Source organism: Kitasatospora sp. NPDC036993, assembly GCF_055607525.1.
On sequence record NZ_JBVJRP010000001.1, the window covers coordinates 335,497 to 347,654 of the forward strand.

Annotated in this window: 17 protein-coding genes and 1 tRNA gene; 8 read left to right on the forward strand and 10 right to left on the reverse strand. The window is 72.3% G+C overall.

Annotated features, from left to right (window positions below):
• Positions 1-4: 4 nt before the first annotated feature.
• From ACZ7C5_RS01575 to ACZ7C5_RS01610, 8 genes are all read right to left on the reverse strand, one after another.
• On the reverse strand, positions 5-1,612 hold the full coding sequence (locus tag ACZ7C5_RS01575) for a hypothetical protein (RefSeq protein ID WP_401081210.1): 1,608 nt from the start codon (positions 1,610-1,612) through the stop codon (positions 5-7).
• A gap of 91 nt (positions 1,613-1,703) precedes the next feature.
• Positions 1,704-2,183, reverse strand: a complete 480-nt coding sequence (locus ACZ7C5_RS01580; protein ID WP_401081213.1) for a hypothetical protein — start codon at positions 2,181-2,183, stop codon at positions 1,704-1,706.
• A complete protein-coding gene (locus ACZ7C5_RS01585; protein ID WP_401081216.1) occupies positions 2,183-2,620 on the reverse strand; it encodes a hypothetical protein in 438 nt (145 codons plus the stop codon). Before ACZ7C5_RS01585 ends, ACZ7C5_RS01580 begins: the two co-directional genes overlap by 1 nt.
• A gap of 207 nt (positions 2,621-2,827) precedes the next feature.
• The gene (locus ACZ7C5_RS01590) at positions 2,828-3,004 is read right to left on the reverse strand and encodes a hypothetical protein (protein WP_401081219.1); all 177 of its coding nucleotides are present in this window, start codon (positions 3,002-3,004) and stop codon (positions 2,828-2,830) included.
• Positions 3,001-3,420 (reverse strand): hypothetical protein, encoded by a 420-nt coding sequence (locus ACZ7C5_RS01595; protein WP_401081222.1) that lies wholly within the window; start codon positions 3,418-3,420, stop codon positions 3,001-3,003. Before ACZ7C5_RS01595 ends, ACZ7C5_RS01590 begins: the two co-directional genes overlap by 4 nt.
• Complete coding sequence (locus ACZ7C5_RS01600) at positions 3,420-3,779, reverse strand: hypothetical protein (protein WP_401081225.1); 360 nt, start codon at positions 3,777-3,779, stop codon at positions 3,420-3,422. Before ACZ7C5_RS01600 ends, ACZ7C5_RS01595 begins: the two co-directional genes overlap by 1 nt.
• Entirely contained in the window at positions 3,776-4,441 is a 666-nt protein-coding gene (locus ACZ7C5_RS01605; protein WP_401081228.1) for a hypothetical protein, read from the reverse strand. The genes ACZ7C5_RS01600 and ACZ7C5_RS01605 overlap by 4 nt, the downstream gene beginning before the upstream one ends.
• 88 nt (positions 4,442-4,529) lie before the next feature.
• Positions 4,530-4,997, reverse strand: a complete 468-nt coding sequence (locus ACZ7C5_RS01610; protein ID WP_401081231.1) for a hypothetical protein — start codon at positions 4,995-4,997, stop codon at positions 4,530-4,532.
• A gap of 218 nt (positions 4,998-5,215) precedes the next feature.
• Between ACZ7C5_RS01610 and ACZ7C5_RS01615 the strand changes: the two genes are divergently transcribed.
• From ACZ7C5_RS01615 to ACZ7C5_RS01635, 5 genes are all read left to right on the forward strand, one after another.
• Complete coding sequence (locus tag ACZ7C5_RS01615; RefSeq protein WP_401081234.1) at positions 5,216-5,590, forward strand: transcriptional regulator; 375 nt, start codon at positions 5,216-5,218, stop codon at positions 5,588-5,590.
• A gap of 194 nt (positions 5,591-5,784) precedes the next feature.
• Positions 5,785-6,051, forward strand: a complete 267-nt coding sequence (locus ACZ7C5_RS01620; RefSeq protein WP_401081237.1) for a hypothetical protein — start codon at positions 5,785-5,787, stop codon at positions 6,049-6,051.
• On the forward strand, positions 6,041-7,348 hold the full coding sequence (locus ACZ7C5_RS01625; protein ID WP_401081240.1) for a tyrosine-type recombinase/integrase: 1,308 nt from the start codon (positions 6,041-6,043) through the stop codon (positions 7,346-7,348). Before ACZ7C5_RS01620 ends, ACZ7C5_RS01625 begins: the two co-directional genes overlap by 11 nt.
• A gap of 711 nt (positions 7,349-8,059) precedes the next feature.
• Positions 8,060-8,188, forward strand: coding sequence for a DLW-39 family protein (locus ACZ7C5_RS01630; protein ID WP_014137031.1), 129 nt, complete (start codon positions 8,060-8,062; stop codon positions 8,186-8,188).
• Between the two features lie 184 nt (positions 8,189-8,372).
• Positions 8,373-8,445 (forward strand) — tRNA-Ala (locus ACZ7C5_RS01635).
• A 91-nt stretch (positions 8,446-8,536) separates the two neighbouring features.
• Here ACZ7C5_RS01635 and ACZ7C5_RS01640 read toward each other — a convergent pair.
• The gene (locus ACZ7C5_RS01640) at positions 8,537-9,274 is read right to left on the reverse strand and encodes a DUF5324 family protein (protein ID WP_401081243.1); all 738 of its coding nucleotides are present in this window, start codon (positions 9,272-9,274) and stop codon (positions 8,537-8,539) included.
• A 223-nt stretch (positions 9,275-9,497) separates the two neighbouring features.
• Between ACZ7C5_RS01640 and ACZ7C5_RS01645 the strand changes: the two genes are divergently transcribed.
• On the forward strand, positions 9,498-10,391 hold the full coding sequence (locus ACZ7C5_RS01645; protein ID WP_470321675.1) for a rhomboid family intramembrane serine protease: 894 nt from the start codon (positions 9,498-9,500) through the stop codon (positions 10,389-10,391).
• Between the two features lie 337 nt (positions 10,392-10,728).
• Here ACZ7C5_RS01645 and crgA read toward each other — a convergent pair whose 3' ends face one another.
• Positions 10,729-10,977 (reverse strand): cell division protein CrgA, encoded by a 249-nt coding sequence (crgA, locus tag ACZ7C5_RS01650; protein WP_188297680.1) that lies wholly within the window; start codon positions 10,975-10,977, stop codon positions 10,729-10,731.
• Positions 10,978-11,146: 169 nt separating this feature from the next.
• Here crgA and ACZ7C5_RS01655 point away from each other — a divergent pair, with 169 nt between their 5' ends.
• Together ACZ7C5_RS01655 and ACZ7C5_RS01660 are read left to right on the forward strand one after the other, a co-directional pair.
• The gene (locus ACZ7C5_RS01655; protein ID WP_401081250.1) at positions 11,147-11,911 is read left to right on the forward strand and encodes a DUF881 domain-containing protein; all 765 of its coding nucleotides are present in this window, start codon (positions 11,147-11,149) and stop codon (positions 11,909-11,911) included.
• Between the two features lie 63 nt (positions 11,912-11,974).
• A complete protein-coding gene (locus ACZ7C5_RS01660; protein WP_188297678.1) occupies positions 11,975-12,154 on the forward strand; it encodes a hypothetical protein in 180 nt (59 codons plus the stop codon).
• The last annotated feature ends 4 nt before the right edge of the window (positions 12,155-12,158 follow it).

A 12,158-nucleotide genomic window follows, 5' to 3' on the forward strand; every position in this document is an offset into this window, starting at 1 on the left:
AAGGTCAGGCCGCGGCCGCGGCCGCGGCGGTCTCGCGGGCCAGGCGGCGGGCGGCGCGCTGCTCGCGGAACTGGCGGCCGGCCGTCGTGTCCGACACGGGCGCCCAGGTACGGGCGGGTTCGGCTGCACACATGCCGCACGGCAGCGAGGTCGAGGGGTGGAGGGCACAGACCCAGGTCCGGGAGCGGGCGGCGGCCGGGGCGGGCTCGGAGGCGGGCGCGGGGTGGTGCTGCGCCCGGCGGGCCGTCTCGACGGCACGGGCCTCCTCGATGCGGGTGGCACAGGAGCGGCAGCTGTCGTCGCGGACCAGGTCCCACCCGGACTCGCAGGCCGGGGCGGAGCAGCCGCGCCGGGTCAGGCCCCGCTCGGCGAGCCACCCGTACGGGCGGCGCACGTCGTCCGGGTCGGCCGAGGCGTAGCGGCGGCGCAGCCGGTCGGCCACCCGGTCGGCGTCGCCCGCGGCGGTCTCGATGGCGGCACCGACGGCGCGGGCGGCCTGCCGCTGCTCCCAGCGGCTCATCCGGGCGACCAGGGCGGGTACCTCGGCGAGGACGCGGTAGGCGGCGGGGGTGATGAGCAGCGGGGGCAGGGTTCGCGGTTCCGGCGCAGCCGATGCGGCGGCTGGCCGGACGGCGGCGTCGCGGGTGCTCGCGGGTGCGCCCGTGTCGCGCGGTACGGCGGTATCGCCTACGGCGGAACCGCAACCGCCCACGGCGGCAGGCCTGTTGGAGAGATCTTGTTGGGGTGATCTTGTTCGTCCGGTCGATCCGTGAGGGGTGGTCGCGGTCGATCCGTGAGGGGTGGTCGCGGTCGATCCGTGAGGGGTGGTCGCGGTCGATCCGTGAGGGGTGGTGACGGTCGATCCGTGAGGGGTCGTGTCCGGGTCTGCGGGGTCGAACAGGGCGAGCTGGCCGTCGGTCTCGCCCCGGTGGGCGGGCTCGGCCGGGGCCGGCCGGTCGACCTTGACGGGCCGCGGGCGCGGGAAGTCGAGCACCAGCTGGGTGGCGACGCCGGCGAGCGGGGCGGGGTGGACGGTGTAGCGGGCGGCGCGGCCGGGGGCGTCCCGGCTGGTGATCCAGCCGGCGGCGAGCAGCTCGGCGACGGCCGTGCGGGCCCGGGCCGGGCTCATCCCGGTCAGCCTGGCTATGAGGTCCATGCTCGTCGGCTCGTCCAGGTGCTGCCGCACGCTGAGCGCGCAGTACGCCAGGAAGTCGTAGGCGGTCAGGACGTTGCGGGCGTAGGAGCTGACGCACACCCACAGGACGGTGTCGTCGTCCGTCTCGGGCAGGACGAGGACGCGCGCGGAGGTGCCGCCGGGCCGGCGGACGGCGCGGACGATGTCGGCGGCCTCGGCGGCGCGCAGCCCGGCGCCGACGGTGTCCGGGTGCAGCCCCAGGCCGCCGGCGAGCGTGCGGTCCGCCGCCCAGCAGTAGCCGTCGGCGCCGCGCGCGTAGTCACCGGCCGCGGTGACGGAGCGCAGGTGGTCGCCGGTGAGCAGCGGCAGCCACATGGACGGGAAGCGGGTCCAGAACGGCGCGCTGCTGCGCCGGGGCGGCCGCTGCCCGGCGGTGGCGGCGGGCGCGGCGGCGGCGACGGCGGGCCGCTGCTGCATCGGGGGGCTCCAGTCTGGTCGTGGTGCTGGTGCCCGAGGGGCGCGGGTCGGTGCGCGCCGCGCCCCTCGGGCCGTACAAGGGGGGAGCGGGCTACGGGCGGCGGTAGCCCTCGGCATCGAGCGCCGCGGCCAGGCCGTCGACCTCGTCCGCATCCACGCCCGCCCGGGCGAGGACCGTGCGCAGGCCGGCCTGCCGGGCCTCGACCGGCGCGTCGTCGCCGAACAGGCCGGGCTGGCGCGGGTCCTGCCTGGAGGGGTTGCCCTGCCGGTCGAGGTAGTAGGTCGAGGCGGGCACGATGCCCTTGGGGGCCTTGAGGATGGTCGACATCGCGATGTTGAGCGGGCCGCCCTCGACGTGGCCCTGGGGCGGTTCGACGCTGATGACCAGTGCCAGCGTCCCCTTCTTGCCGTGCTTGGCGACGGCGCCGAGCAGTTGGTGCAGCTCGGCGGACGCGGCGTCGTGGACGCGTCCGCCCATGTGCTCGGCCACGACCTCGGCGAACGGGACGGGCTCGGGATCGGTGGACACGACGCCGGTGACGAGGTCGACGTGCGCGGTGGTGGTGCTCATCAGCTGTGGTCCTTGTATCCGGCGGCGGTCAGGGCGGTGACGAGGTGTTCGGCGAGGTAGTCCCGCTGGGAGTGCTCGCGCAGCGTCGAGGTGCACGCGGTCCGCTGGTACTCGCGCATGGCGTCCATCAGCACGGCGTGCAGGCCGCAGGTCGGGACGGCGGGGGCCGGGCGGCGGGTCTCGGAGGCGACCTGGACCCAGGCGTCGTAGTCGGCCAGGTCCATGCCCGAGGTGGCCGGGCTGCCGAGCGCGACCGCGGCCGCGACGGCGAGGGTGGCGTGGACGCCGGCCTCGGCGACCAAGTGCGCCGAGTTCTCGGGCGACCGGTCGTCCTCCCAAGCCATCAGCAGACGCTGCTGCGCCTCGCGGTAGTGCTCGGGCCCCGTGAGGGACCGGACCTCACCGGCGGCGGCGAGGTGGATACGGATGGGAGGCATGGGATTCCTCTCGGGGGCGGAGGGGGCAGACGGCGAGGTGGGCGGGCCCCGTGACCCGGACGAGCCGGATCACGGCGGCCGCGCCAAGGGCGGCGTCCCGGTGGCCGCACGGGCACTCGTAGTCCGCGTACGGGGCACGGGTCCGGGTCCCGAACACGACGTGCAACCCGACGAGCCGGGGCCCGGACGGTTCGGCCGGGACGCTGCTCACGGCAGGTGCGCCGGGGCCGGTCTCGGCGCTGCGGAGGCCGGCCCCGGGCGCGGGCGCCGGTGAGAGCGCTCGGTCTGGGACTGGCGACGCTCGTAGACCAGTTGCTCGGTCCAGGCGGCGAGCCAGCACAGCGCGGCGATGATGCACAGCGCGAGAAGAAGGCTGCTGGTCACCGGACACCACCGGCCTCGGCGTCGGCCGGGCGCAGCTCGGCGAGCGCGATGCCGACCGTGGCGCAGCCGCCCGAGCAGTACCAGCGGCCGCCCACGGCGGAGCCGACCACTCGGATGTAGGTCCAGCCGGGGCCGCCGACGCGCGGGTCGGTGCCGTCCTGGCCGCAGCCCTCGGTGGGGCAGCGGGCGGACAGCGGCCGCTCGGCGACTGGCGGCCGCTCGCCGGTCAGGCCCTGGTTCCACTCGTGCGCGGATCGGGGCGCCCGTTCGGCGGCCTGCCCCCGGCGCTCGGCGTTGTAGGCCGCGCGGCACCCGCACTCGTCGGTCTTGGGGATGGGGATCCGGCGGTTGCGGTGCTGGGTGTAGCCCGTGAGGGTGCCGTGGTCGATGGGGCCGAGACTGCGGCGGGTGGTCATCAGATCTCACCCGCCGTCATCCGGACCGGCACCGTGGTGATGTAGTACTCCGTGTTCTCCCCGCCGTCGGCCAGGAACTCTTCGGCGTCGTCGTCCCCGTTCGTCGGGTGCCAGGACATCCGGGCCTCGGGACGGGCGATGGCGGCGGCCAGCAGACACCGGCCCCGGGCGGCGTCCCGGGAGGCGTACAGCCCGAGGGACTGGTCGTCCCAGGACGCCCGGTAGACCTCCGGCGGGGCGGTGCGCAGCAAGGCTGCGTCCGCGAGGGCCTGGACGACCGCGGCTGGCGTGAAGTCTGGACGGCCCATCACTGCCCGGACGACCAGTTCGGCGGTGTGCGCGATGTGCGGCTGAGTCACGACGCCACCGCCGCGAGTCCCAGGTACACGGACCCGGTCAGCGAGACCAGGATGCCGTCGATCGTGCACTCGCCGTGCGCCATCCGGGACCGGCCGGAGGACGACTCCGTCCACTGGATGGCGGTGCACAGCTCGACGCCCCAGGCCTCGATGGAGACGGCATCGTCCGCGTGGACCGTCACCCGCGGCGCGTCCTCCCACGAGTAGCGGTCCACACTGACCGAAACCGGAGACGGCGTCAGAGCCTGCGACAAGCGCAGGGCCATGCCGTGCGCGGCGACCAGCGGATCCGGGTCCGGCGCCGGCGCCGATTCCTTCGCCGCGCGCAGCTCCTTGACCTCGGCACGCAGTTCCGCCAGCTCGGCACGCAGCTGCTCGACCTCGTTGTCGGTCTCGGCGAGCTGGCGGTCCAGCGTGACGATCTCGGCGACCAGATGGCGCAGCATCGGGCCCATCTGGCCAATCAGCCGGCGCGCGGCACGGCGGGTCGCGGTCCGCCACCACTCGGCGGCCGGGACCAGGACGTCGAGGTCCAGGTCGTGGACCTCCAGGAGCACCTCGGCCGGCAGCGCGGGCACGTCCACGTCCGCGGGGACGGCGGCGTCGAGCGCGGCGTCGGCGTCCAACAGGGGTGCAGCAGCAGGGTTGGTACCCTGGTACATGTCGTTCTCTCCTTCGTCGTAGCGAGGGGTGAGGGCTGGGGCCGTCCTGGTGTGGAGCCGGGGGCGGCCCCGAGCCGTTTCTGGGGGCTTATGCGGCGGCAGGGACCGCCAGCTCGGCAAGCACCTGGTGGCGGTCGAACCGCCTGGAGCGGCCGGCGTAGATGGGCGTGATGCGGCCTGCCTTGATCTCCCGGTCCAGCCAGCTCGGTGATTTGCGCAGGTACGCCAGCAGTTCCACCGAGGTCATGAGCGGTTCGACAGCGTTGGGGACTTTCTCGCTTCCGCGTGTAGATGTAGATTGCGCGGGCATGGGGACCTCGTCGATGAACAGCTCGCCGATCGGTCGGCCGAGCGCGGTGGCGATCAGCTCAGCTACGTGCCTGCTGCATTCCTCGCGGGCTGACCGTCCGCGGCTGGTCACGAAGCCGACCATCGACTGCGAGATGCCGACCGCCGTGGGGTCCGCGGCGCGGGTCGCGGCGGCCAGGCCTGCGATGGTGAGCCCGGCGGCGGTCATGGCCTGCCGGATCTCGGCTCCTCCGCTGCGTCGTCGCATCTCGCATCCCGCTCTCTGGCTGGTTCTGGGTGGCTGGGGCGCTGCCGCCCTGGCAGGTCTCTACATCTACACGTAGATGTAGAGGCACGTCAATGGGGCCGGATGGGGATGTGTGAGGCTTCATTCCGGATTAAGGGCGCCCAAAGCCGAGGTCAAAATCACGACAGTGCAGGTGGCGGGCTTGCGCACCGCTGCTGGCGACGGCAGTCTTTCTACACATGCAGGGAGAAGCGAGAGACGAGACCGCGGGCGAGGACCTGTCCGCGCTGATCCTGCGCGTCCTCGCCGAGACGGGGCGGAGCCAGACTTGGCTCGCCGGCCGGGCGGATATCCCCCTGGCCTCTCTGAATGCGTGGGTCCGCCGCGCCCGAGGTACGGCCGGGATCGATCCTGACGTCCTCCGCCGCCTCGCCGACGCTCTGGGCCTCACGCCCGCCGCCGTGTTCGCGGCCGCAGGGCGCCGGGTTCCCGCAGCCCTGAACGAGGAGCGGGAGAAGAAGATGCTCAGGCTCTTCCGAGAGCTGCCCACCGCTCAGCAGCGCCTGCTTGTCCAGCAGGCCGAGGCGATGGTGAGGATCGCCAGGGCCTCCTGACCGTGCACGCCCGAGGCGACCGGAACCGGAGCGACACGCCCCCACTTTTTCTACTAACGCACTGTGCACTTCTACCTTCGTAGGGGTACGGTCGACGGGCCGCGGACCTCCAACCCGGCGAGTAGTCGGCCGTAGTCCTCCAGCTGCGGCACGTAGGTCATCCATGCCCATGTGCCGAGTCCTGGGGGACGCCCGTGTGCCTGCGTATTGAAACCGTCGACCTGGCCGCCGAGGCCATCGCGTACGACCCGGCCACCATCACGATCCATGTTCGGCGTGACGCCCAGCCTGTTGCCGCGGTGGCCGAAATCCACGCCATCCTGTCCGACCTCGACGCTCCGGCCGGGCTCGGCGCGGCACTCTGCTTCTGCGGGGAGCCCATCACCCTGCCGCCCCCGCTGCTTGCCGCCCAGCACGGGCGCGCCGTCGTCGAGGGCGGGCAGGTGCTCCGTGGGGCGTAAGGAAACCAACAACCCGCGCCAGTTGCCCAGCATGAAATGCGGGTGTAAGAGGTGCCGGGCGAAGTGGCCCGAGAAGAAGGTTCGGGCTCGCCGCGACTGCATAGGCACGTGGCAGTACCGATACACCGGTCCCGGAGGGGAGCCCCTGTCCGGTACCTGCGACACCGAGACCGAGGCCAAGACCGAGCTGAACCGGATCCGAAACGAGATCCACGAGCGCCGATGGATCGACCCCCGGCGCGCAGAGATCACCCTCACCACCTGGTACACGGAGACCTGGCGCCCACTCCAGACCGGCGAGGACTCCACCCTCGACCGCGACGACCGGCTGTGGCGCCTCCACATACAACCGCGCTTCGGGACCTGGAAGATCTGCGAGATCGGATGGGCCGACGTACAGGAGTGGGTGAACAGCCTCGTCCCGGGCGGCCTGGCGCCGAGCAGCGCGACCAAGGTGTTCCAGGTCTTGGACCGCTTGCTCGCCGCAGCGCTGCGGGACAGACGGCTCCACTTCAACCCGGCCGACGGCGTCAAACTGCCCAAGATCAAAAAGCGGCACCCCGAAGACCGGCGACCGCCCACCTACGCCCAGCTGCGCCGGATCCGGAAGGCTCTCCCCTGCTACCACTTCGCTCTTCAGATCGTCGCCCAGGAGACCGGGCTGCGCTGGGGCGAGCTGGTCGGCTTGCGCGCCTGCTGGGTTGACCTCGACGGCGCACGGCTTCAGGTCCGCGAGGTGGTCACTGAGGTCGCGGGGAAGCTGAAGCGCAAGGCGTACCCCAAGGAGAACGCATCGCTGCGCACCGTCCCCCTCACTCCCCTTGCTGTGCGGGTACTGCGCGCGCACCTCGCCGCCGAGCAGCCCTCGTACGCGGTGTCCGACCCCGAGGTCGACGGCATGTGTCCCGAGGAACTCGTGTTCCACGGGCGCAACCGCAAGAACAGAAGGGGAGAGCCACACCGCGCACCGCTGCGCCGCAGCGCGTTCCGCCGCAACTGGATCAAGGCGATCGACGCGGCCGGAGTCATGCGGAAGACCGTGAAGAAGCTCCCCGACAAGACCACGCGCACCGACTACTGGCCCGACTTCCACGACCAGCGCCACGCACTCGCCTCACGGCTCCACGACGCTGGCGTCCCCGAGGCCATCGTCCAGGAGATCCTCGGACACGAGCGCGGCGGAGAGATCACCTGGCTCTACACCCATGCTGCACCGGACCTGGCCGGCCAGGTCCTGGCCGCTCTGCGCGGAGACCCCGTGTACCGGCATCGCCCCAGGCTGGCGGTAGCGGCGTAGCCCACCGGCTCATCCAGAACTCATCCAGAACCCAGGAGAACAGGGACGGCTGCGCCGGGTCTGGCCGGTCAGATCCGAAGCCGCCGCGCGGAGACCCGGTGTACCGGCATCGCCCCAGGCTGGCGGTAGCGGCGTAGCCCACCGACCCATCCAGAAGTCTTCCGAAATCCAGGGGGTTCAGGGTGACGTTATAGGGGGGTGGACGGGGGCGGATACCTGTAGATGCCCCTGACCTGCGGCGGAGCGCGATGTTGCTGACCTGGGGAAACAACCGTCCCTGATAAGGAAGAGGCCACAGGTTCAAGTCCTGTTAGGCCCACCTCCCCGAAGGGCCCGGAGTGATCCACTCCGGGCCCTTCGGCGTTCCCGGCGTCGACCGGCGCGGACCCGGAGAACGGCACGGCCGTGGTGGCGGCGCCGGGACGGTCAGCGGACGGACCCGCGGGCCGGGCCCGGCGGGCCCCGGGACGGTCCACGGGGCGGCCGGACCACCCGCCAGGAGGTGCGGCGTCAATCCTGGGACCGGACCGCCGGGTTGGCCGCACCGGTGGCTGGTCACGATTGGGACACCGGTGTGTATCATCGGCCGCAAGGGCAGTCTGGCACCCGGCAGCCCGTTCGCGCTCGAAACACAACTGGACTCGTCGGCCCGGTCAGTCCGGCCGGATCCGGCTCTTGAGTCCAACAACGCAAGAAGGACGAGGTCCCGCGGTGAAGAAGCTTCTCCTGGTCGCCCTGGTCGCCCTCGGCGGCTTCTTTGTCTACCGTCAGGTCCAGGCCGACCGTGCCGAGCAGGACCTGTGGACCGAGGCCACCGACCCGGTTCCGGCCGGTCGCTGAACCCCCGGCGATCTGACGATCGACGAACTCCGGAGGCGCTCCTCGGCGCCTCCCGGGCCGGCCGGCCCGGTCGAAGAACCGGACCGGCCGACCCCACTGGACGGCACCGTTCCAGGGGGACGGCGCTGGGAATCGCGCCGGAAACCGGTACTCTGGTGCCCGTCGGCACCCGTGGTGCCGTCGAGGGGCATTAGCTCAGTTGGTAGAGCGCTGCCTTTGCAAGGCAGATGTCAGGAGTTCGAATCTCCTATGCTCCACAGTTCACAGCGGTAGCCGATCGGCCGCCGACCAGGATCCTGGTCGGCGGCCGATCGGCGTTTCCCGGGGATCTCCGGGCCTCCCGGACGGTCAGCGCGGCCCGGGGCCGTCCTCGGCGGCGGGGCCGCCGTCCTCCGCGGCCGGGGCCTCGGCGGCGGGCCCCGCGGTGGCGTCCGGTCCTGAGCCGTTCACCGGGGCGGAGGCGGCGTGCGCGCCGGCCGGGCGGGGCTCCTGGGTGGCCGGGGGCTCGACCAGCCACTCCGGGTTGCTGTGCCGGCGCCACCACTGCCAGGCCACGATGCCGCCGCCGACCGCCAGCAGGCCGGCCACGGCCAGGCCGGTGGCCGCCCGGTTGCAGTGCCCCTTCCTGGCATTCCTGGCGGCCAGCTCGCTGATCTCGGCCGAGCTGACGTTGCCGTGGAGGGCGGTCAGCGCGGCGGCGCCGCGGGACTGGGCCTCCTGGGCGACCGGGGTCACCGCGGCACGGGCCTCCTCGACCGCCTGGACGACCCTGGGGGCGACCGTGGTGCGGGCCTGGTCCGCGGCCCGGGTGGCGGACAGACGGGCCGCCAGAGCGGCCTCCTGGGCCCGGTGGAGGGCCTTCAGGGCGTTCTGCTGGGCCTCCGGCGGCAGGCTGGCGAAGGCCTGGCCGAACTGCGGGGCGAGGTGCTTGTCGTACTGGATGCGGAGGTTGTGGGCGGCCTGCGAGGCCTTCGGGCCGACGGCGTCCAAGGCGGGGCCCATGCGCTGCTTGGCGCCGTCCGCGAACTGTGCGGCGGTGTCCCGGGTCCTGGTGGCCGTCTCTCGGGCCGAATCCGTAAAGCTCACGAGTCTCTCCTCCTGGGTGGCGTCCTTTATGCACATATCCACCTGAATGCTGATCATGCATCCTGATTTGTCCGATGGCATGTCGGGGTGGGCCGTACGCGGGGCCCGCGGGATGGAAGGGAGAGCGGGCGGAGAACGCGGCCGCGGGGGAGCGGGCCCGGGAACGGGTGTGCGGCAGTAGGCTGGCGGTTCCGGAGGCCGTGTACGGGAAGGGGACCCGCTGATGCTCCAGGACGAGCCGCGGCCGTCGGCCGATCGGTCCCCGGAGGCCGGACTCCCCGGCTGCCACCGGCACCCGCAGACCCCCACCGGGGTCTCCTGCCCCCGCTGCGAGCGGCCGATCTGTCCGCAGTGCATGGTGGCCGCCTCGGTGGGCTTCCAGTGCCCCGAATGCGTCGGCGACGGCCACGCCGGGACGCGGCGGGCGACCACCAGGTTCGGTGGAGCCCCGGCCGTCGACGGCGGGCTGGTCACCAAGGTGCTGATCGGGCTCAACATCGTGGTCTGGGTGCTGGCGGCCTACGTGCTCTCGCCGCGGCTGGGGCAGACCTGGTCGCTGTTCAGCGCCGGACGGGACATCCAGGGCGGCCCGGCGGGCGTCGCCGACGGCCCCGACCAGTGGTACCGGCTGCTGACCGCCACCTTCCTGCACCTGGAGTGGTGGCACATCGGGACGAACATGCTGGTGCTGTTCTGGCTCGGCCCGGCGCTGGAGGAGGCGCTCGGCAGGCTGCGTTTCCTGGCCCTCTACCTGGTCTCCGGCCTGGGCGGCAGCGCCTTCGCCTTCCTGGTGGCCGGCGACCTGATGAACTCGGTGGGCGCCTCGGGGGCGATCTTCGGGCTGATCGGCGCCACGATCGTGATGCAGCTGCGGAGCCGGGGCCCGCTCGGCCCGGCGATGGCGTTCCTGGTCTTCAACCTGATCGTCACCTTCTCCCGCCCCAACACCGACTGGCGGGCGCACCTCGGCGGCCTGGTGCTCGGCGCGCTGACCGCGGCCGGCCTGATGTACGCCCCGCGCGAGCGCCGCGGAGCCGTCCAGGCGCTGGCGGTGGTGGCCGCGGTGGCGGTCGAGGCGGGGATGCTGCTGGCCGGGATGGCGCTCTACGGGGCCTGACGTCCCGCACGTTTGTCCACAGCGGGTGCGGGGTTGTGCACAGGCTGTGCGTCCGGACGGTTGTGGACTGTTGTTCTACGCGTGTCCTGCTGTGCGGTTCTCGCGTTTCCGCGGGGCTGCGCACAGTCGTGGACGGCCCGCTCCGGAAAAGTTATCCACAGCCCGGGGGGACTTTTCCCCAGTGTGGATAACCATGTGGATAAGCGTGACAGTCCGATCGTGGGGATAACCGACCGGCTGACCGCTCAGAGTCCGGGCACGACTGATCGCCGCTCCGGGTCGAGCGTCCGGAGCGGCGGGGAACGGCCCGGAACCGGGCCTCAGGACGGGCGGGCCGTCACTTCCACTGGGTGGAGACACCGAAGCCGGCGGCGATGAAGCCGAAGCCGACCAGGATGTTCCAGTTCCGCCAGCTCTCGACCGGGTAGTTGCCGCTGGTCACGTAGTAGGTGACGATCCACACCAGGCCGATCAGGAACAGTGCCAGCATCAGCGGCGCGACCCAACCACGGCCCGAGCTGATCTTCACCGCGGCCGCCGTCGGCGGGGTGTAGTCGGACTTCTTGCGGAGTCGGGACTTCGGCACGAGGAGCTCTCCTGTCGATGCGCTGTGAGGCCGCGCGGAGGTGCAGCGGGTGGAATCTGCCGGCGTCGGCGGAGGAGAGGGCCCTGGGGACCGTCCCGCCACGTGCCACCGGCGTCCGTTAGCGTAGTGGCTCGGCGGGTCTTGAGGAGATAAGGGTACGGTGACTAATTTGTCGATTCCCCCTGAGCCGGTCCCTACCCGCCGGTCCGGCACCCGAATTGTCGGACGTGCCCTGACCTGCGCCGTCTTCGCGCTCGCCGGACTGCTCTTCTACATCAGCGCGCAGACCGCCCGCGGCACCGACCTGCGGACGGACAACTCGCTGCTGAGCCTCGGCGACGTGGTCCGCCAGCGCAGCGCGCAGAACCAGCAGGCGCAGTCCCAGCTCGCCGACCTCCAGGCCCGCGCCCAGCAGCTCACCGAGCAGCAGGGCCACGACCCCGCCGACGCCGCCCAGCTGGGCGGACTGCGCTCCGGGGCCGCCCTGGAGCCGCTCCAGGGCGGCGGCCTGACCGTCACCCTCAACGACGCCCCGCCGAACGCCACCGCGCGCATCCCCGGCGTGCCCGAACCCGGCGTCAACGACCTGGTCATCCACCAGCAGGACATCCAGGCCGTGGTCAACGCGCTGTGGCGGGGCGGCGCCGAGGGCGTGCAGGTGATGGACCAGCGGCTGATCTCCACCAGCGCCGTGCGCTGCGTCGGCAACACCCTGCTGCTCCAGGGCCGGGTCTACTCCCCGCCGTACGTGGTCAAGGCGGTCGGGAGGACCGACGGGCTGCGCTCGGCCGTGGAGGCGGACCCGACGATCCGCAACTACCTCCAGTACGTACAGGCGTACGGGCTCGGCTGGAAGGTCCAGGAGAGCGGGGACCTGGCCCTGCCCGGGTACTCCGGCACCACGGAGCTGCGGTCGGCGGACGGACCGGCGTAACGGCCCGCGCCCGCGAACGGCGGGTCTACTCTTTAACCCAGTCCGCTACGTCGAGGGAGCACCATGTACGGCTGGATCTGGCGTCACCTCCCGGGGCCCACCCTGGTCCGGGCCGTCATCTCGCTGCTCCTCGTCCTGGGGATCGTCTACCTCCTCTTCACCTACGTCTTCCCGTGGGCGGAACCGCTGCTCCCCTTCGGCGACGTCACAGTGGACGGCGGCGACGGCGCCGCGGTCGGCTGAGCCG